An 18,721-nucleotide genomic window follows, 5' to 3' on the forward strand; every position below is an offset into this window, starting at 1 on the left:
TCACATCCCGCGTATAGAGTCCGCCCCAAACTCGCAGGTTGCTGCTGAAGGAGCACAGGTGTCGAGAACAACCCCGCCCCGGCCTGTGGACATCGTGTCCCTGTTCCCGGAGCTGGCGCCGTTGGCCCGGCAATCCGTCCGCCTGCACCCGCGTGCCGGTGTGCCATCCGTCCACGACAGCTCCGTCGGCGGGCCGCTCCTGTGGCCGTCGGACGAGGAGTGGCCGACCTGCGCGCAGGAGCACCATCACTGGGAGCCGCCCGTCTCGCTCGATGACGTCCGCCGAAGGCGGGCGCTGCTCGAAGCCGCCTGGCTCCGCCACCGTGAGTCGGGCGAGGACCTCCTCACCCCCGACCAGCGCGCGTACCTCGACGAGCTCCAAGCCGGACACCCGCCTCACACCGAGCCGAACGCCCTGCTGCCAGTCGCCCAGCTCTACCTCCGCGACGTCCCCGGACTCACGGGCCCGGCGGGGGCCAACCTCCTGCAAGTGCTGTGGTGCCCCCTTCACCACGACGGCGAAGCGCTTCCTGCGGCCCGCCTCGTCTGGCGGAACGCCGCGAGTGTCGGCGAGCTGCTCACTGATCCCCCGGAGCCCGCCGACGTCGAGCACTACGGCCACTACGTTCCCGAACCCTGCGTCCTGCACCCTGAGGTTGTCACCGAATTCCCCGCACCGCACGAACTCCCGGAAGAACTCGTCAACCGCCTCTACGACTGGGGAGAGGAGCAGGAGGACGACCCGGACGCAGGACCCGGCGGTGCCTATTACCAGTACGAGCTCTCGGTCGCCCCCGGCTGGAAGATCGGCGGCTGGGGCCCGTGGAGCTTCCGCGACCCCTCGCCCATGCACTGCCCGAGCTGCGAAACCGAGTACCGACCCCTGCTCACCGTCAGCAGCGGTGAGTGGGACGGTGGAAGCGGCAGCTGGATCCCCCTCGAAGATCGCGTCCCCCCGGAGCGCACCGGCCTGCGCAGTCCCTCCGATCCGCCAATGGTGGAGATCGGCAGGGGCTACAACATGCAGATCTACCTCTGCCCGACCTCGTTCGACCATCCACATCTCGAAGTCATGCAGTGAGCCCTTCACCCGGTCGTGCGCCGGGCGTGCCAACCTGTAGCGGTCAACTTACGGCGGCTGGCTACGCGTCGATACCCACGACGGCACCCTCGACAACACCCACGAGCGCCCGCTCCCCGCACCTGCGGGGACAATCCCACTACGGGCATGAGGAGCAGGGGGCGCCGACGATGTAGGACTTGGCACAGTCAGGTCCATCCCCGCGCGGGCGGGGAGCAGAGCCATGGCATGCGGTGCGCGAGCAGTACGCGGGGACCATCCCCGCGCGGGCGGGGAGCAGTCCAGGCCGTACGCCTGGGTCACCTGGTTGTGGGGACCATCCCCGCGCGGGCGGGGAGCAGACTCGTTGACATGGGACGTTAGGCGCCGACGACCCGGGAGTGACGCGCTTTCAGAGATTCAGACATAAGCGGCTTTCCTCTCTTTCTGGGATCGTTGCCGGCCCGGGTCGGCTCGTGGCCGACGCCGCTCGAATGCGGTGGCGCCGCCCTTCAGCGGTGCTGTGAAGGTGTCAAGAAGCAGCGACGTGTGGGTGGATGCTCCCATGGCAGTATGACGACCGTGTGCACGGGGAGCAGCCGACCGTGGTGCCCAACGGTCTACTGACGGGGGATCATCCCCGCGGGGGCGGGGAGGAGGCCACCGAGGTCCGCCACCTCAACATCGTCGAGGGACCATCCCCGCTCGCGCGAAGAAGACGCGCCGCTGGCTTCGACGCGTGGGGCGGGTAGCAGTCGCGCTCCTCACTACCACCCGAGCTGGCCAACTCGCCAATCGGCGGGGCTGTTTCGCCGTCCACCCTGCCCGCTCTGCCTCAGGGTGGGACTATCGCTCGATGATCAGTTACAAATGCGAGTCATGCCCATACGGGACCAGTGACCTCGCTGACCTGCACAAGCACTGGCAGCAGACGGGTCACGCCAGCAGCAGCGAGGCGGCTGAGGCCAGGTCCGCTCGGGGCGCGCTCATCAGGGGCGTGGTCATGGGGGCGGTAGGTGCCGGCCTTGCGGTTGCCGGTGCCGCACTCCTCGTTCGGAAGGTGGAACTTGGCAGCCTGATGTTGAAGATCGGCGGCCTCGAGTCCATCAACAGCCGGCAGGCGGCGAAGATCGTCGAGCTGCTGGCGGAGAACGGGTTCCTGAAGTCGGCCAGTGGGGCGGGTAAAGCGCTCCGTAGCTACGGCGCTTGAGACGCCGCGCTGCCCTGCCTGAGCGCGCGCATCGCCCCGCCTCCTCCTCCGGGGGCGGGGCGGTGCGATGGTCCCAAGCGAGTCCGTGCAGGCACTCGTCACCGAGAACACCACCCTCAAGCACCGTGTTCAGCAGCTCACCCGTGAGCACCACACCCGGCAAGAGCGGCTTGAGGGCGCCCGCTCCAACCTCCGTTTCGCCTACAAGCGGGTCGCTGCCTTCGAGGCCGAGCTCCTCGAAGCCCGGCAACGGTGATCCCCATTTGCCTGCCGGGCACGAAACCGTGATGCTCGCCAGGCGGATTCATGGAGCGCGGATCGGGGAGTTGAGTGGGCGACAGGTGGTTCTTCTATCTCTGCGAGGATGAGATCAGTGGGGGGAAGGAACCACGTTCCAACAAAGCTCATGACCATCTTCCGAGAGCACGACAAGTACATGGATGCGCGGTGGGCGAGCGAGGTCGACGCGGCGAACGCGGGGGACCACAACCTGGACGCTGACGCTGCTGACTGGATCAGGGCCCCGCCGGAGGCATACGAGGGCGCGCCGGTATGGAAGGAGTACGCGGAGGACATCGAAGACGGTGACATGAGCACGGCTTTCGGCTACGCGGCTACCGTCGAGACGGTCGTGAAGCGGCTCAGTTTGATGGGGGTTCACTTCGCGGCGCTGCAAGGCGGAGATGGCTGAACTCCTCCGGGAACTTCGCCTCCTTGCCCGCGTACTGATCTGAATGCTCCAGCGCGTACCGAGTTGTGTGCACCACTGACCCGTCTCGGCGAAGTCGCTCTCATGGACCGTTCTGTTCACCGTAGTCTCGTGCCGTGGTCGACGAACATGGGGCAACCGACGCCTTCAAGAACCGATGCACGAATGCTGCGCGGACGTTGGAGTCCTGCATCAGCTACTCCATCGAGCGCATCTCGTTGGACGAGTCCCGCGCGGACCGCAAGGACAACACCCTGGACGTGTGGTTGCGCGAGGGGCCGTGGAAGCCTGACGTGGTGATCTCGCTGTCCGGCCTCTACTCGGTCCGCCCGTGGGAACCCGAACTGGCCCCCGTCTTCATTGACGGGGTCTCGCTGATCCACCTGCCCGAGTTGCCGTCGCCCTGGCCCACCGAGGCCGTCGACCGACTCGAACGCTCCGATGACCTGCCCGAACTGGTCTGGTTGAGGATCACCGGACCACTCGAAGTCGATGCCGTGGCCTCGATCGTGACCGTCTACCAGGCCCAGAGCGACGACGCGGCCTCCGCACTCCAGTGACGGTCTAAAGGCGTTGACAGGCTCAGACGGCTGGCAAACTTCGGTGGGACGGGTCAACCTGCTCAGGCGACGTCAGTGGCTCGGTCGATGGCCTGGAGGCGGTTCTTGAGGCGGTAGCTGTTGCCGTTGATCGAGACGACTTCGCAGTGGTGCAGGAGCCGGTCGAGGATAGCGGTGGCGAGGACCTCGTCGCCGAAGACCTGGCCCCATTCGCTGAATGCCTTGTTCGAGGTCAGGATGATCGAGCCCCTTCTCGTAGCGCTTGGAGGTCACCTGGAAGACCAGGTTCGCCTCCGCACGTTCCAGGGGCTGGTAGCCGACTTCGTCGACCACGAGAACGCTCGGCCGCAGGTTGGTACGGATTTTGCTGGTCAGGCGCCCGGTGGCCTCGGCGGTGCGAAGGTGGCGAACCATGTCGTCGAGGCTGGTGAAGTAGATCGAGTAGCCGGCCCGGCAGGCGGCGACCGCGAGGGCGACGGGCGATGTGGGTCTTGCCGACTCCGGGAGGCCCGAGCAGGGCGGCGTTCGCCTTGGCGTCGACAAACGACAGGGTGGCGAGGTCCTTGACCTTGCGGGAGTCGAGTTCGGGTTGGAAGGAGAAGTCGTAGTCGTCCAGGGTCTTGTAGTGCGACAGCTTCGACAGCCGCAGGCCCTGGCGGAAGCGCCGGTCGTCACGGACGCCGAGTTCTTCGCTCAGGACGAGGTCGAGGAAGTCGAGGTAGCCCATCTTCGCCTCGTCCGCGCGCTTGGCGTACTGGTTCAGGCCGTCGGCGAGGTGGGGCAGGCCGAGCTTGCCGGCCATGGTGCGGATGCGGTTGCTGACGAGCTGGCTCAACGGGCGCCCTTCGTCGGGTAATTGGTGGTGAACGGGCGGGTGCCGGTCAGTTCGTCGTAGACGGACAGCGGGCGGCGGCCGACCTCGACACGGGCGGCGGCGGCCCGGTTGAGCAGGGCCCGCAGCGGGCTGTCCTCGCCGGCCGGGGCCTGTTCGCGGCGGGGCTGGGGAAGCCCGTCGCCCGTGGTGACGCGCCTGGTGTCGCCCTTGGGTAGGTGTATTGACCCGCAGGGTTGTTGACGCGGGTGATCGGTGGTTGTCCTCCGAGTGCGGTGTGGCAGCGATGGTAGTTGTAGGTGTGGAGGAAGTCGGGGAGCGCTTCGGCTCGTTCCTGGTTGCTGGTGTAGGGCCGCTGGTAGGCCCACTCGTCGAGCAGGGTGCGGTTGAAGCGCTCGACCTTGCCGTTGGTCTGCGGGCGGTAGGGGCGGGTGCGCTTGTGCGTGATGCCCGACGCCCGCGGGGTGTCGCGCCACAGACGTGACCGGTAGCAGGAGCCGTTGTCGGTCAGGACGCGTTCGACGGTGATGCCCAGCTCGGCGAAGAACCGCTCGGCCCGCTGCCAGAACCCGGCCGCGGTCTCCTGGCGTTCGTCGGGCAGGATCTCGCTGTAGGCGAGGCGGGTGTGGTCGTCGACGGCGGTGTGGATGTGGCTGTAGCCGATCCTTGGTGTCCCGCTCGGGGTCCGCAGGCCGGTGGTGGCGTACCGGTTGCTCTCGCCGGCCCGGCGGTCCATGACGCGGTGGCCACCGCCGTCGGGGATGTTGCCGAGCTTCTTGATGTCGACGTGGACCAGTTCGCCGGGGCGTTCGCGTTCGTAGCGGCGCACGACCTGACCGGTGGGCCGGTCCATCCATTGCAGCCGGTTGATGCCGTGCCGGGTCAGGACCCGGTGGACCGTGGAGGGCGGTATGCCGAGGACCGGCCCGATCCGGGCGGGACCGAGCTTTCGTTCGCGTCGCAGCCGGCGGATCTCCGCCTCGATCGTGTCCGTCGTGCGGTGCGGGGTGGTGCGGGGCCGGCTGGTGCGGTCGTGCAGGCCCGCATCGCCCTCCTCCCTCCAGCGGCGGACCCACTTGTGGGCGGTGGCGCGGGAGACGCCCATCTCGGCGGCCACATGGGCGACAGGCCGTCCAGCCCGGACGCGTTCGACCAGGAGTCGCCTGCCGTGCACGGTCAGCCGGGCGTTACGGTGGGACACGAAGACCTCCGTGTGTGGTGTGGAGCCTAGACACCTCCACCACACCGGAGGTCTTCACTTTGATCAAGCCCTGCACCGTCAACAACGCTTGTGGTCAATACAGGTAGGCCGTCCCAGTGCCGCTCGTCGACAATGCGGGCACCGCGGCCCACCGCCCTTGAATGAACGGCGAGCAGGGTGGTGCCGGCCGAGTCGGGGACGGTCGAGTGGAGCACGACCTGGGACCTTGTGGCCCGGATCTCGACCAGTTGACGCGGGCGGACCTTTCGGGCGGGCACGGAGTAGAGGTTCGCGTCGAAGGCGACCAGGCAGTCCTTGCCGACGTGCCGCACGTGCCGCTGCGCGACCACGTAGGACGTGCGGGGCAGCGGCCGCAGGGCCGTGTGGTCCACGCCATGACCGTCAACGACACCATCGTCGCCGGCTGACCCCCGCGTGCACGGGGAGCAACCTGGCGCGGCGTAGGGCCGTCCGAGACATACGGGGATCATCCCAGCGTGCACGGGGAGCAGGAATCCTGGAGCGGCGCCGGGTAGTAGGTCGAGGGACCATCCCCGCGTGCACGGGGAGCAGTCTTGATCTTGTAGACCTTCTCCACGTAAGCCAGGACCATCCCCGCGTGCACGGGGAGCAGGACAAGCGGATCGACCTCGCCACACTGAAGGCGGGACCATCCCCGCGTGCACGGGGAGCAGTGCCGGTGATCTCGTAGCGGGTGGACTGGGTAGGGACCATCCCCGCGTGCACGGGGAGCAGGACGATCAGACCGGCAACTTTGGCCGAGTCGAGGGACCATCCCCGCGTGCACGGGGAGCAGACTCGTTGACCTGCGACGTCACACGCCATCGACCCGGAAATGAACCACTTTCACAGATTCAGACATAAGCGACTTTCTTCCCTATCTGGGGCGGGTCGCGCCCTCCGGGGTCAGTGGTGCTGTGGAGGTGTCAAGGAGCAATAGCACATGGGGTGGATGCTCCCACGACAGTACGACGCCCGTGTGCACGGAGAGCAGCCGGCCATGGTGCCCGACGTCTGCCAACAGCGAGACAATCCCGCGGACGGGAGCGGCCTCGGCCGTTGCCGGTGAAATGCGGAGTGTGGGGACCATCCCCGCGGGCGCAGGGAGCAGGTCTCACGCTGTCCTTGCTTCGGTCTCCAGCACTGGCGTCAGTGTGCGGGCAGGTGCCAGGGATGGTCGGGGTCGTCGAGCCACACCGTGCGGGTGCCGGTCATGGTGACGGTGAGTCCGAAGCGTTCGTAGCCGGGCCGGCCGGCTTTGTCCCAGGTGTTCCAGACGCTGTGGAATCTCCTCCCACAGCCGACGGGGTCCGCTCTGGCATACCTCGAACTCGTGCCGGCCGGGCACGGAGTCGACCGTCGCCCAGGACGTCACCGCGGTGTCGAAGAACCACCACGTCACCATGTCCCCGCACGGCGCGCGCCGGTAGTAGATGTCTGGCAGGGCTGTGCCGACGGCGAACTGCGCGAGCCAGGAGTCGCCGATGGTCTCCGGGTCCAGGTCGGTCACCGACGCCCGGGCGTCGCCGGGCAGGTAGGCGTCCACCGGCGGGGCCTGGTAGCACTGCTGACGCATCCGCATGAAGTCCGACGCCCCGGTGAACCGCCCGCCGGCGCTCTGCCCGTGGTCGGCCACCTGGAGGCGAGCGGTGGCACCGCCGCCGAACAAGGTGGCGGTGAGGGCGACGATCACTCTGCTCGGCACGGTCTGGCCGACCCAGGCGACGGGGAGGTCGGTGACCAGGCTCGAGTAGGTGGCGATCAGCCGATCGGCCCGCCCGTCCGTTCCGACCGCGGGGAAGGCGCCGTCCCCGACCAGCACCTCCACGCCGCCGAGTCCCGCAGCGGCCAGGTTCCCGCGCGCGAGGCCGGCGACCGCCTCGTCGATCTCGACACTCACCACCCCGCCGGCGCCGAGACGGTGGGCCAGGAACGCGGCGTTGAAGCCCGGGCCGGTCCCCACCTCCCGCACCCGGTGCCCGTCCTCCACACCGAGAGCACCGAACATCCGCGCCACCATCGTCGGCATGCTCAGACTCGACGTGAAGTCCCGCCGCCCACCGGCCTCGTCGCCGTCGTCCCACTGCGTGATCGCCGCCGTGTCCCGGTAAGCACCGGTCAACCACTCCTCCGGATCGGCGCCCCGATCACGCCGCACCGCACCACCGTCGACGAACTCCCAATACACCGACGGCAGAAACAGATTCCGCGGGACAGCCTCGAACGCCCCCCGCCACCCGGCGTCCAGCACACCCGCACCCGCGAGCCGATCGGCCAGCGCCACCCGGCCACCCGCCGCCACGTCGCCGCTCACTTCTTGTGTTTGGGGTCCGGCTCCGGACCCTGACCGTCCGGACTCGGCTTCGGCCCGATCGCCGGACCACCCGGCTTCGCGTGCGCCCCACCCTCACCGTCCTGCACCCCATCCTTGCCCTCGTCACCCATAGTCAATCCCCTCTCACGCAAAGAAACCGCCACCGTGACGCGCACCCAGGGCCGGACACAAGACCGCACCGCCCCAACCGGCGGCAGCACCGGAAACAGACCAGGGCCACCTGTCGCGGCCCCGGAGGGGCCATCCCCGCGCGGGCGGGGAAGCTGCGCGCCTTGGCGCGGAACTCCTCCAGCTCGGGACCATCCCCGCGCGGGCGGGGAGCAGCCCGTGCCGACGTTGACCGTCCCCATGATCTGGGGACCATCCCGCGCGGGCGGGGAGCAGGTGGTGACGACGGCGGACACGTCCGGCATGTGGGGACCATCCCCGCGCGGGCGGGGAGCAGCCGCCGCGACGTCGTTAGTGATGACGGACAAAGGGACCATCCCCGCGCGGGCGGGGAGCAGACCAACTTTCACTCACTGACAACCTGCCAGGGGGGACCATCCCCGCGCGGGCGGGGAGCAGGCTCGTTGACCTGGGGTGTTACACGCCGTTGGCGCGGGAATTACCCGCTTTCATCGACTCCGGCATAAAGGACATATTTGCCAGCTCTTATCGGTTGCCGAAGCGGCGCCGTTGGGAGGCTTTGCTCCAGCCCGTCTTGGCCGGCCCCGGGGTGGCGGTGGGGGTGTTGTTCGGGCGTTGGAGGAGGGTGAGGCCTTCGTGGTCCACGGGGGTCCAGGAGTGTTCGTGGGTGCGGAAGGTGAAGCCCTGTTCGGTGTTGGAGGTGTGGATCAGGAGGGCTCGTCCTTGTCCCGCGTACTGGCGGACCTCGTCCCAGAGGGCGTCTCTAACGCGTGCCGACGGGGATCCGATGAACACTCCTGCGGAGATCTCGAGGAGCCATCGGGTGAGGAATCCGCGCAGGCCGATGGGGCAGTTGGTGAGGACGATGACGGTCACCAGTTGCCCTCCGAGTAGTTGACGCCCGATGCGACCTGTTGCCCGTGGTCGGACTGGAGGGTAACGGTGTCCTTGTCCCCGGCCGCCGTTCCGGTGCGGAGGAGTCGGTGGATGTCGGCGACGATCCGTTCCTGGAGCCGCAGTTCGTGGATGCGGTCCCGCAGTGCTCGGCGGGTGCGCGCGCCAACGTCCTCGTCCGATTCGGCGGCGACGTCGAAGGCGACGGGGATTCCGACCTCGGTCTTGTAGAGGTCGGCGATGTCCAGCACGAACGACAGTTCGTGGCCGGAGTGCACGAATCCGAGGGCGGGTGAGCATCCGAGGGCGGTGACGACGGCGTGCGAGACGCCGTACATGGCTTGTGCGGCTGCGGTGATGGCCTGGTTGACCGCGTCTCCTGAGGTGAAGTCACCGGGGATGTAGTTGCGGCCCCTCCACCGGATGCCCGTTCGGGTGGCGTGGGCGCGGTAGCACTCCTTCATCCGGGTGCCCTCGCGGCCGAGCAGTTCCTTCCGGGTGAGACCGGCCGGGTCTTCGTCCGGGAAGCGGAGCCGGTACATGGCTCTGGCCACGTCCAGGCGGGTGCGCCGGTTCGCCCATTGTGAGGCCTGGGCTTCGGCGAGGGCCGAGGAGCGGGACAGTGCCCGGCCCGCCGCGTAGTAGCGCACGCCGTGCTCGCCGACCCAGACCACGGCGGCGCCGGTTTCGCCGAGGACGCTCATTGCCTGGTGGGTGATGCGGGTGCCGGGGCCGAGCAGGAGGGTGCCGATGGTCGCCGAGGGGATGTGGGTGGTGCCTTCGGCGCTTTCGACGGTGAGGGCGTTGGAGTCGCGGTGGACGGTGCAGCGTTCGAGATAGAGGAAGGAGACCCGATCGGCGGCGCGGGCCAGTTCCCGCGGGCTGCTGACGGGCCGGCGGCTGACGGTGCTCATCGGATCAGCCGATCGGGGCGAGGGTCATCAGGCCGCAGCCGTAGGCCTTGGCCTTGCCCAGGCCGCCGGTCAGCACCCGGCGGAGGGCGTCGGAGTCGGTGACTTCCAGGCGGCCGTCGAAGGTGACGGCGGTGAGGGTGACCCTGCCGCCGGCGCCGCGTTTGGAGAAGGCCAGGTTGCGTTGGCCGTGCACGGCGAGCTGGTGTTCGTCGCCGTGTTCGGTGTGCCGGCGCTCCTCCGGTTTGGCGGCGATGCGGAAGCCACCCGCTTCCTGACGCTGGAGCAGCCACTGCATCTGGTGGCGGGCGGTGACGTGCGCGGTGCGTTTGGTCGGGGCACCGTCCTTCGTGCGGGCGTGGTGGACGGGGTTGGCGGTCAGGCGGAAGTTCCAGCAGGTGCCCTTGTCGAGGCGTTCCAGGAAGGGAATGTAGGCGTAGGTCTGCCAGCCGGCTGTTCCGGTGGCGGCCGCGGCGGGCCAGCCGGCCTGTTCGACGAGGTGGGTGAGGTCGGGCCGGGACGGGCTGACGACGTACAGCTGCACTTCGGCGGCGGCGTTGTGGTCGGTTCGCCACAGGACGCGTGTGCCCGGCGCGGTGGGCAGGAGTTCGGGGAAGGCGGACATGACCGCGGCGTGCATGTTCTGCGGCGAGGAGAGCAGTCGCCGGGCGCCCTGCCGCGCGGTGTTGAAGCGGAAGCGGGTGAGGTACATCAGGCGATTTCCAGGGCTGCGGTCGGGTCGTGGGCAGGGACGGGGACGGGGGTGCGCGGCCGGCCGTGCGGGTTGGGCACGGTGACGGTGCCGGTTCGGACGGTGCGAAGGCCGTGGCGGCGGTGGCGGGGGTCGAAGCTGAGTGGCTGGTCGCGCAGGGTGTCGCCCCGGACGGGCGCGTCGTCGCTCGGCGGGGTCTCGACGAGGACGGCCAGCTCGACGGTGGGCTGCTGCCGCTGCCGGCGCTGGTACCAGTCGGAGGCCTGCCAGGGCAGGCGGGCCAGGACGGTGTCGAGGTCGCCGTCGTCGTGGACCGACAGGCCGTCACGCAGTTCCAGGGGCCGGGCCGGCGGGCAGGAGCGGCGCCCGAGGTAGGGCAGGAACGCGGGGGCCCGCACAGCCTCGGAAAGGCGGGCGATGAGTGGGGCCGGGCCTTCGACGGCGGCGACGAACACGGCGTCGGCGAGATAGAAGCGCTCGGAGAGCGGCATCGACTCGTCGGTGTCGAAGTGCTGGGCGCTCTGGTAGTCGCGCAGGCGGGTGCCGGGCTGGTCGACGCGCACGCCGAAGCGCAGGGCGGCGAGTTCGGCGAGCCGGGCGTCGTCGCCGCGTTCGATGCCGGCCGCGGCGGCGAGCATGCCGATCACGCCGCTCTTGGTGGGGGCGTTCTCGGTGGTGCGCCTGGCGAAGCGCGAGGAGGCCCCCCACGACTGCAGGGGGCCGGCCAGTTGCAGAGCGAGCACGCTCATCCGCGCCGCTCCAGGCGTTCGGCCACGGCGGCGCCGACGGTGGAGACCAGGCTGGTGAGGCGGGGGGCCTCGGCGCCGAGGGAGGTGAGCTTGGCGGTGGAGGGGCCCACGCGCAGCACCCAGGTCTGGGCGTTGTCGTCGCCGTAGACCCGTTCGATCTCGGGGACCCAGTCGGCGAGGCGGGCGCACGCGGCTTCCAGGTGGCCGCCGTCGGCGTCGGGGGCGACGGGCTTTTCGAAGGCGGAGACGAAGCTGATCGGCCGGGCGGTGCGCAGGGTGACGATGACGGCGTCGGGGAGGGTGTGGTTGCCGAAGGTGTTGATCTTGCCGGTGGGCAGGGAGGAGACGAAGGCTTCCAGGAATGCTTCGACAGCGCGGCGTACCGGGGTGGCGGGGGCTTCGTTCTCGTCGAGGCCCTTGCCGAGGTTGCGCTCCAGCAGATCGACGTCGAGCGCCGCGTATCGGTAGAGGGTGGCGGAGTTGAAGTCGACGGTGCCGATCATGCCGGCGCCGGGTTCGGCGTCGCTGTTGCGGTCGTCAACGGCGGTGAAGTAGTCGGACTCGGTCTCGGCGCGGTGCACGCTGAGGGCGTGGGCGACCTGGGCGGCGGCGTCGACGTTGATGTCGGTGGAGTCGGCGACCATCCGGCCGAACAGGGCGATGTCCACGGAATGCCGGCCGTCGGCGATCTTCTTGGCGCGGGCCTTGTTGTCCTTGTCCTTCAGGAAGGCCTTGAGGTCGCCGGCGCCCTCCACCGCGAGGGCGGCCAGGTTGTCGAGCTGACGGGAGCTCAGGAACATCAGGTACGACGACTCGGGCGCGGGCTCGGCGTCGCCGTTCTTCTTCGCCTGCTCGACCTTGCGCTTGGGCGGCTCGATCTTGGAGCCGGTCGCGGTCTGCAGCACCTCCGCCGCGAGCGCCAGCGCCTGGGCCTCGCCGATGTCCGGGGTCAGGGCGGTGATGCGCTCGGCGAGGAGTTCCGCCACCCGCTTGGTGCGCACCCCGAGCTCGCTCGGGTCGAGGATGGTGTCGAAGTAGCGGCGGGTGGCGCGCTTCCAGGCCTGACTGGAGACCCGGGCCCGGGTGGCGCCGCCGTACACGGCGGTCTTGGGCGCGCCGGTGTCGTCGCGGTTCAGGTTGCTCGGCGGGACGCTCTGCAGGGCGTGCACGTCGAGGATGATGCGGCTGGTCACTGGGCGCTGTCCTTCTGCGTGTCGGTGGGGGCGTCGTCGCCCGCCGGGTTGGACGGTGTGGTGCGGTGGGCGTGGAGGGAGCGGCCCCAGGAGCGCCGGACGCCGTCCGGGCCCCACGGGGGTTGCTGCCACTGGTAGAGCTGGTCGGCGAGCAGGGCATAGTCCAGGGACAGCTCCTCGCGGCGCAGCAGCAGGACGATCTCGCGCAGGCGGGTGGCCAGAACGGCGATCGTGGGTGCGGTTCCGGCGCGCACGAAGCGTTTGCGGGTCGGCTCGTCGATGTCGTTGCCGGGCATGAGCCTGCGTACGGCGGTGCCGAGTTCGTCGCCGCCGGCCTTGTGCATCCGGGCGGGCCGCCGGGACTGCTGGTGCAGGGCGTACAGGGTCGCGGCCGTGTACAGGGCGGTGTGCGCGGCGTCCTGACGCAGCGTTGGGTCGCCGTACAGGGGCTCGGTGTCGAGCAGGCCCCACAGGTCGGGGACGGTGGCGACGTCCTTGCCCGCTGCGCGGCGCAGGCGGGCGAGGGCGGCGACTGCGGCGGGGCGGTCGTCCAGGTAGCCCTTCTGCAGGCGGCCGATCTCGCTTCCGGCGAGGGTGCCGACCGGGCCGAGGGCCCGGCGGCGGAGGTGCGCGGGGGCCGGTGGGGCGGTGGTCATGCGGTCGCCCTTTCAGGGTCGGGTGCGGTGTCGAAGTCTGCGCCTTCCGCTGCTTCCGCGTCGGCTTGGCCGGCGTCGGCTTGCGGCGGGATGAGACCCGGGCCGGTTCCCTCTGCGGCGGCGAGCGGCAGGGCGCGCCGGAGCCGGGCGCGGAACCACAGGTCGGCGGACGAGGTGTTCAGCCAGGTCTCGCCCTTGTTGCCCGTCACGATCCGGCCCTGCCAGGCGACTTCTCCGGCCTGGGCGACGAGCTCGTCGCCCAGGCGTGCGACCGTCTGCCGCGCCTGGCGCTGCCAGTGGGCCCGCAGCTCGGCCGGGTCGTCGCCGTCGCGGATGCCGACCAGCCACAGCCGGTAGGGGCCGTCGAGGGCGCTGAAGCCGGCGTCCCGCGCGCTCGCCCGTGGGGCGTCGGACTCGCTGCCCGCGGCCCGCGCGAGGTCCGACGCCAGGTCTCCCAGGGCACGTACGGCCAGGTCCGCGTCGGTGACCGCGTCCTGCGCGGCCCGGCCCAGGCTCGGGTCCCGCTCGCTGAGCACGACCAGCGCGAATGCCACGGTGTCGGTGGTGATCTCGTCGACGACGGACTGCTGCGTGCCGTAGACGGCGCCGAACGTCCGCAGCCGCATCAGCCGGCCCCGGGGCAGGACCCGCTCCGTCTCCAGCCGGGCCAGCCAGTGGACCAGGCCCGGCCGCAGCTCCGGCGCGGGCTCGCCCGCCGGGCCCCGGTCGGGAGCGGAGGCGGCGATCAGCGACCCGATGCCGCGCCACGCGGCCCGCGCCGGATCCATCTCCCTGGGCAGGTACACCGGCGACCGGCCGAGCTTCTTCTCCTGCGCGAGGCTGCGCCGCCAGCCGGTCATGGGCTCGGCGTCGAACATGTTCCGCGGGGCGAGGGGGTCGCCGTAGGTGAGGACGACGCCGTTCACGCCCTCGTTGTCGGCGTGCAGGCGGATGCGGCGGGACTGCCAGGTGTAGAGGTCGCGGGGGCCGGCGGGGCGCGAGGCCAGGTCGTCGGCCGCGCCGGGGCCGGTGGGCGGGCGCCGCCAGGCGGGCAGGTCCGGCCGTTTCGTCTTCCACTGGTCGGCGGCGATCAGGTTCAGCAGCAGCGTCTCGCGCAGGGTGTCGCCTTCGGCGAGGACGCCGCCGAGGTTGCCCGCCCACGCCGGCCCCTGCGGGTAGGCCTTGCCGGCCTTGGCCCGCGGGTCGCCCTCCACCCCGGTCTTGATGCCCGAGGTGTCGTAGGCGTGGGCGTGCACCACCCAGCGGGCCGCTTCGGCGAACGTGATCCGCTCGGCGCCCGGGAAGCGGGCGGTGAAGAACGCGTTGCCGTTGGGCACGTCCGCCACGATCCGGTTCAGCGGGAAGACCTCGTCCTTGCCCGTCCGCAGCCCGGCGCACTGGAAGAACGGCGTGTGCGGGTGCAGCAGGTCGAAGCGGTCCCGGTGCTCCTCCAGGTAGGGCAGGGCCGGGGCCAGGGCGTCCGGGTCCTCCCACAGTTCGGCCCACTCGTCGCTGTCGCCCGGGCCGTCCAGAGCGTCGTGGAGGATCGCCAGGAGCAGGCGGGTGAGCGCGAAGTCCTGAGTGGGGAGATCACCGGCCAAGCGTCTGATCAGGCCCGCCTGCGCGAACGCCTCCCGCAACGACAGCTCGCTCTCGCGGCCGTCGGTCAGCAGCACGGGAATCCACGGCTGCTCCGTCAGGTCGAACATCCCTTGTCCGACCGGTGGTTGGACGCGCTCATGCATCGGCGTTCGACACCTCGAGTCCGTTCTCACGGGTGTACATGAGTCGGAACCCTGCCAGAGAGATGTGACAACCGGGCCTGATCGGAAGAATCAACTGCCCTGCCAGCCAAGGGCTTTCTTTACTCTGCCAACTTTCGACACAGAACTGCTCAAGTTCAGCGATTACCCGGTCAACGATGTACGGCTTGGCCAGCCGTGCCGGAAGCCGCAGCCCGCAGGCCGCCGCCGCCTTCGCCGCCCTCGGCGACGGCACCGCCCCGGTCGGCAACGGCAGCCCGCCGCGCCCCTCCCCCGCCCAGTGCACTGTCGCCAGCGAACCGTCCTCCAACTCCTCCACCACGAGCACCTCGACGCTCTCCTCGCTGTCGCGCACCTGCGCCCGCCCGGCCCGCGTGTCGTCCGCGTCCCCCACACTGCCGGCCAGCCAGCCGATCAGCGGCCGCCCGTCCTTCCCCACTTCCCCGATGCAGAACTGCTCCGCCCTGGCGGTCTTCTCGGCCTGGAGCTTCTCGTGGACCAGCCGCGCTTCCTCCAGCGCCGGCGCCCAGTCCGCCGGCCCCAACCGGCCGCCCCCGTACACCTGTTGCACCAGGACGCTGATGTCCCCCGGCAGATCCACCGGCCGCCCCCCGTCGAGGAACGGGAGCAGCACCGCGAGCGAGCGCAGCAGCGCGTGTCGGCCGTACACCGCCTCGGACCCGCGCACCGGCTTCGGCACCGCAACCGACCAGTCCACGCCCGTGATCAGGCACTTCGCTTCCCGCAGCGCCGCGGGCCGATCCGGCCGCGCATGCCGGTGCAGGCGGCCCATCCGCTGCAGCAGCAGGTCCACCGGCGCCGCGTCGCTCACCAGCAAATCGAAGTCCACGTCCAGCGACTGCTCCGCCACCTGACTGGCCACCACGATGTGCCGCCCGGGCCGCGCGGCGGCGTCCCGGCCGAACCGCTCCAGCAGGTCACGGTCGTTCTCGGCCCGGTCGACGTCGATGAACCTGGCGTGCGCGACGGTCACCGCCCCGTCCCCGAACCGCTCCCGCAACGCCTTCGCCGTCTCCAGCACCCGGTCCACGGTGTTGCGGACCACCAGCACGCACCCGCCGTCGGCGACCTCCGTCTCCAGCCGGTCTCCCAGCGCGTCCAGGCCGTCGTCGAGCCGTTCCAGCCGCACCTTGTGCCCACGACCGGACACCGCCGGCCGCTCCAGCACCGGCACTGTCCCCCGGCTCACCGCCGTCAGCAGCGGATACTCCCGCGCCTGCTCCACCCGCGCGAACCGCTCGTCGTCCCCGGCCACACCCGCATACGCCTGTGCCAGCTCCCGGCGCCGCGCAGCCGGCAGTGTCGCCGACAGCACCACCACCGGAACCCCGTAGGCTCCCAGCCAGCCCAGTACCCGGTCCAAATACGTGTTCATGTACGTGTCGTACGCGTGGGCTTCGTCGATCACCACGACCTTCCCGGCGACCGCCAGGTGACGCAGCACCAGGTGACGGGCCTTCAGGCCGGCGAACAGCAACTGGTCGATCGTCCCGACCACGAACGACGACAGCATCCCCTTCTTTCGGCCGGCGAGCCAGTGGTGCGCCACCAGTTCCGCCGGTGCCGCCGTCTTCGCGCCGAACCCTGGTGCCCGCTCCGTACCGTCGGCATCCACCGACGCGAGCCGCTGCCGCGATCCGACCCGGAGATCGGCGGCGTCCTTGTTCAACGCGGCCTTCGAATGCGCCAGCAGCACCGACAGGCGATCCCCTCCCTCGGCCGGCAGCCGGTCCAACCATCTGAGCAGCCTCGGGAACATCGCGTTGCTCGTCGCCATCGTCGGCAGCGCGAAGAACACCCCACCCGCACCGGCCCGCGCCGCCAGCACCTCCGCCGCCGCCAGCGCCGCCTCCGTCTTGCCCTCCCCCATCGGCGCCTCGACGATCAACAGCCCCGGCTCCGGCATCGCCCGGGCGCTCTCCACCGCCGCCACCTGCACCGGCCGCACCACCGACCCCGACGGAAGGTCGAACCGCGCCGCGAACAACTCCTCCGTGCTGCTCTGCGGAACCTTCGGTCGCCACGGCCCCGGCAGATCCAGGTCCCACCACGCCGCAGCCACCCGCCGGCCGCCGTCGAACCCCGACGCCACCGGAAAATACGGAAACAGGTCCGGATTGCTGGCAATCCAGTCCGCCATGATCACCAGACCGGACAGCACCACCTGCACCGGCTGCGGCAACCTCACCCGCTGCCATCCCGCCAGCCGCTCCTCCACCCCGAACTCGGCGGCGCACGCATCCAGCAACTCCTCCTGCACACGCCGCCACACGCTCCCGCTCCCGCCCGGCGTGCGCAGCAGATCCCACCGTCCGTCCAAATCCCTGAGCGACGGATGCTCCGGCGGCACGCCGTGATGCCCGCCCACCACCACCGCGAACTGCCCCGTCACCCTCCCCGGCCAGCCCCGCCGCTCCAGCCACTCCTGCAACAGCACCTGACCCGCGAGACCGTGCGGCGCCAGCCGCCGGTCCACCCCGAATCCGGCCCGGTACGGCATCTCCAATCCGGCCGCCCGCATCCGATCCGCCAGCCCGTCCACCTGACAAGCGAACGCCGGCGTCGCCTTCCCGATGTCGTGGACCCCCGCCAACCACACCGCCAACCGCCGCCCGTCCCCCTCCCCACCGGGCAGAGCCCCACCAACCAAGGCCCAGACCCTGGCCGACACCCAGTGGTCCCACAGCAGCCCCGCCACCGCCGCACTGTCCTGCATGTGACACCACAACGGCAGCCACCCCTCGCTGCGCACATCATGCTTCGCCCACACACTCCGAGCCTCAGCCGACAACCGTGCACGCAGACCGCCGCCCACAAGCACTGTCCCCTCTCATCCCAAACCACCTGAAAAGTCCCCGACTTGATGGCAGATCATAGAGAGCGCAACAGCCCAGTACCCCTCCGCCGACCAACACCGAAGAACCGCACAAGAGGGAAGCAGCCGCCAACACAACTGCCGCATACACGGGGAGAGATCACCCCTGCGGACGGGGAGCAGACTTCCCGTGCTCCCGCAGGAACAGCACCACAGACCATCCCCGCGCGGGCGGGGAGCAGCCGTCTCCGTCGAGCAGGCCTCCGCGCTTGAGGCGACCATCCCCGCGCGGGCGGGGAGCAGCCGGTCAGTTCCGCCGGGGTGGCGTACTCGTCAGGACCATCCCCGCGCAGGCGGGGAGCAGGTGCTGGTCTGGGTGGACGAGATGGGCGACGCGGGCGGGGAGCAGTCTGCGGTCGGGGCGCCGTCACGCCCTGCGAGGGACCACCCCCGCGCGGGCGGGGAGCAGGCGTCGGGGAGGTAGGTGTGGAGCGAGAACATGGGACCATCCCCGCGCGGGCGGGGAGCAGACGTTCTTGAGCTGGTTGTTCCGGCGCAGGTAGGGACCATCCCCGCGCGGGCGGGGAGCAGTCCCCTTCCTGAATCCCTCTCCACCCCTCGGAGGGACCATCCCCGCACGGGCGGGGAGCAGCGGTTGCCGACGGCCGCCTCGAACCCGCGATCGGGACCATCCCCGCGCGGGCGGGGAGCAGGCGGCATTCGTGCAGCGGGCAGGGAATGGCGAGGGACCATCCCCGCGCGGGCGGGCAGCAGGCCGCACTCGAACTCCTCCATCGCACCGCCGCGGGACCATCCCCGCGCGGGCGGGGAGCAGGTCGGTCATCGCGCGGTCTCCTCGGTGGTCTCGGGACCATCCCCGCGCGGGCGGGGAGCAGTGCCCGCTGACGCGGTCGTCAGCGAAGATCGTGGGACCATCCCCGCGCGGGCGG

General features: G+C 70.4%; 15 protein-coding genes, 2 pseudogenes and 2 CRISPR repeat arrays (1 of these 19 running past the window's edge). Of the genes and pseudogenes, 5 read left to right on the plus strand and 12 right to left on the minus strand.

The features are described from left to right. Positions 1-58 precede the first annotated feature (58 nt). The 5 genes from ACZ6R9_RS18920 (at position 59) to ACZ6R9_RS18940 (ending at position 3,539) form a co-directional block, all read left to right on the plus strand. On the plus strand, positions 59-1,081 hold the full coding sequence (locus tag ACZ6R9_RS18920; RefSeq protein WP_465538991.1) for a hypothetical protein: 1,023 nt from the start codon (positions 59-61) through the stop codon (positions 1,079-1,081). A gap of 835 nt (positions 1,082-1,916) precedes the next feature. Then, positions 1,917-2,270 (plus strand): hypothetical protein, encoded by a 354-nt coding sequence (locus ACZ6R9_RS18925; RefSeq protein WP_465538993.1) that lies wholly within the window; start codon positions 1,917-1,919, stop codon positions 2,268-2,270. Between the two features lie 67 nt (positions 2,271-2,337). Then, positions 2,338-2,526: a hypothetical protein gene (locus tag ACZ6R9_RS18930; protein WP_465538995.1), complete on the plus strand. Its 189-nt coding sequence runs from the start codon at positions 2,338-2,340 to the stop codon at positions 2,524-2,526. A gap of 150 nt (positions 2,527-2,676) precedes the next feature. Continuing rightward, the gene (locus ACZ6R9_RS18935; protein ID WP_465538997.1) at positions 2,677-2,961 is read left to right on the plus strand and encodes a hypothetical protein; all 285 of its coding nucleotides are present in this window, start codon (positions 2,677-2,679) and stop codon (positions 2,959-2,961) included. Between the two features lie 134 nt (positions 2,962-3,095). Beyond that, complete coding sequence (locus ACZ6R9_RS18940) at positions 3,096-3,539, plus strand: hypothetical protein (RefSeq protein ID WP_465538999.1); 444 nt, start codon at positions 3,096-3,098, stop codon at positions 3,537-3,539. A gap of 62 nt (positions 3,540-3,601) precedes the next feature. On the opposite strand, the pseudogene istB reads toward ACZ6R9_RS18940, so the two are convergent. The 12 genes and pseudogenes from istB to cas3 all read right to left on the minus strand — a co-directional run bounded on the left by istB (position 3,602) and on the right by cas3 (position 17,672). Beyond that, positions 3,602-4,374 (minus strand): annotated as a pseudogene (gene istB, locus ACZ6R9_RS18945) (IS21-like element helper ATPase IstB). A gap of 214 nt (positions 4,375-4,588) precedes the next feature. Beyond that, positions 4,589-5,572 (minus strand): annotated as a pseudogene (locus ACZ6R9_RS18950) (IS481 family transposase); the annotation flags it as partial. 26 nt (positions 5,573-5,598) lie between these two features. Then, on the minus strand, positions 5,599-5,964 hold the full coding sequence (locus tag ACZ6R9_RS18955; protein ID WP_465539001.1) for a Mu transposase domain-containing protein: 366 nt from the start codon (positions 5,962-5,964) through the stop codon (positions 5,599-5,601). 30 nt (positions 5,965-5,994) lie between these two features. Then, a CRISPR array of direct repeats spans positions 5,995-6,389; the repeat unit is 28 nt; unit sequence GGACCATCCCCGCGTGCACGGGGAGCAG. Between the two features lie 318 nt (positions 6,390-6,707). Then, entirely contained in the window at positions 6,708-7,907 is a 1,200-nt protein-coding gene (locus ACZ6R9_RS18960) for a methyltransferase domain-containing protein (protein WP_465539003.1), read from the minus strand. 675 nt (positions 7,908-8,582) lie between these two features. Further along, complete coding sequence (gene cas2e / locus ACZ6R9_RS18965; RefSeq protein WP_465539005.1) at positions 8,583-8,933, minus strand: type I-E CRISPR-associated endoribonuclease Cas2e; 351 nt, start codon at positions 8,931-8,933, stop codon at positions 8,583-8,585. Then, complete coding sequence (cas1e, locus tag ACZ6R9_RS18970) at positions 8,930-9,865, minus strand: type I-E CRISPR-associated endonuclease Cas1e (RefSeq protein WP_465539007.1); 936 nt, start codon at positions 9,863-9,865, stop codon at positions 8,930-8,932. The genes cas2e and cas1e overlap by 4 nt, the downstream gene beginning before the upstream one ends. A gap of 4 nt (positions 9,866-9,869) precedes the next feature. Then, positions 9,870-10,574: a type I-E CRISPR-associated protein Cas6/Cse3/CasE gene (cas6e, locus tag ACZ6R9_RS18975; protein WP_465539009.1), complete on the minus strand. Its 705-nt coding sequence runs from the start codon at positions 10,572-10,574 to the stop codon at positions 9,870-9,872. Further along, complete coding sequence (gene cas5e / locus ACZ6R9_RS18980; protein ID WP_380482834.1) at positions 10,574-11,323, minus strand: type I-E CRISPR-associated protein Cas5/CasD; 750 nt, start codon at positions 11,321-11,323, stop codon at positions 10,574-10,576. Before cas5e ends, cas6e begins: the two co-directional genes overlap by 1 nt. Continuing rightward, positions 11,320-12,516 carry a type I-E CRISPR-associated protein Cas7/Cse4/CasC gene (cas7e, locus tag ACZ6R9_RS18985; protein ID WP_465539011.1) on the minus strand — a complete coding sequence of 399 codons (1,197 nt, stop codon included), beginning with the start codon at positions 12,514-12,516 and terminating at the stop codon, positions 11,320-11,322. Before cas7e ends, cas5e begins: the two co-directional genes overlap by 4 nt. After that, positions 12,513-13,172: a type I-E CRISPR-associated protein Cse2/CasB gene (gene casB / locus ACZ6R9_RS18990; protein ID WP_465539013.1), complete on the minus strand. Its 660-nt coding sequence runs from the start codon at positions 13,170-13,172 to the stop codon at positions 12,513-12,515. The genes cas7e and casB overlap by 4 nt, the downstream gene beginning before the upstream one ends. Next, the gene (casA, locus tag ACZ6R9_RS18995) at positions 13,169-14,917 is read right to left on the minus strand and encodes a type I-E CRISPR-associated protein Cse1/CasA (protein WP_465539015.1); all 1,749 of its coding nucleotides are present in this window, start codon (positions 14,915-14,917) and stop codon (positions 13,169-13,171) included. Before casA ends, casB begins: the two co-directional genes overlap by 4 nt. Continuing rightward, positions 14,910-17,672 carry a CRISPR-associated helicase Cas3' gene (cas3, locus tag ACZ6R9_RS19000; RefSeq protein ID WP_465539016.1) on the minus strand — a complete coding sequence of 921 codons (2,763 nt, stop codon included), beginning with the start codon at positions 17,670-17,672 and terminating at the stop codon, positions 14,910-14,912. Before cas3 ends, casA begins: the two co-directional genes overlap by 8 nt. Positions 17,673-18,211: 539 nt before the next feature. Continuing rightward, a CRISPR array of direct repeats spans positions 18,212-18,721; the repeat unit is 29 nt; unit sequence GGGACCATCCCCGCGCGGGCGGGGAGCAG (it continues 434 nt past the right edge of the window).

It is taken from the genome of Kitasatospora sp. NPDC048662, from assembly GCF_055587065.1.